The sequence below is a fragment of the Schumannella sp. 10F1B-5-1 genome, assembly GCF_006517535.1.
GTDB lineage: Bacteria > Actinomycetota > Actinomycetes > Actinomycetales > Microbacteriaceae > Schumannella.
The window spans coordinates 1-209 of record NZ_VHQH01000091.1 but is presented as its reverse complement, the minus strand read 5'-3'; the positions used below and the strand labels follow the sequence as shown (position 1 = coordinate 209).

The following is a 209-nucleotide window of genomic DNA, read 5'->3' as shown; positions in this document are numbered from 1 at the left end:
GAGTACCCGCTCGACGGCTGGCGCAAGGTGATCGACATCAACCTCTCGGCGGTCACCTACGGCATGCGCGCCCAGCTGCCGGCGATGGTGCGCAACGGCGGCGGCTCGATCGTGAACATGGCCTCGATCCTCGGATCGGTCGGCTTCGCCGGGTCGGTCGCCTACGTCGCGGCCAAGCACGGCGTCGTCGGCGCCACCAAGAACGCGGC

General features: G+C 69.9%; 1 protein-coding gene. It reads left to right on the top strand.

Annotated elements, in window-relative coordinates; translation table 11 throughout:
• Nucleotides 1-209, top strand: a 209-nt coding sequence (locus FJ658_RS15085; protein WP_141146214.1) for an SDR family NAD(P)-dependent oxidoreductase, incomplete at both ends; no start/stop codon positions are given.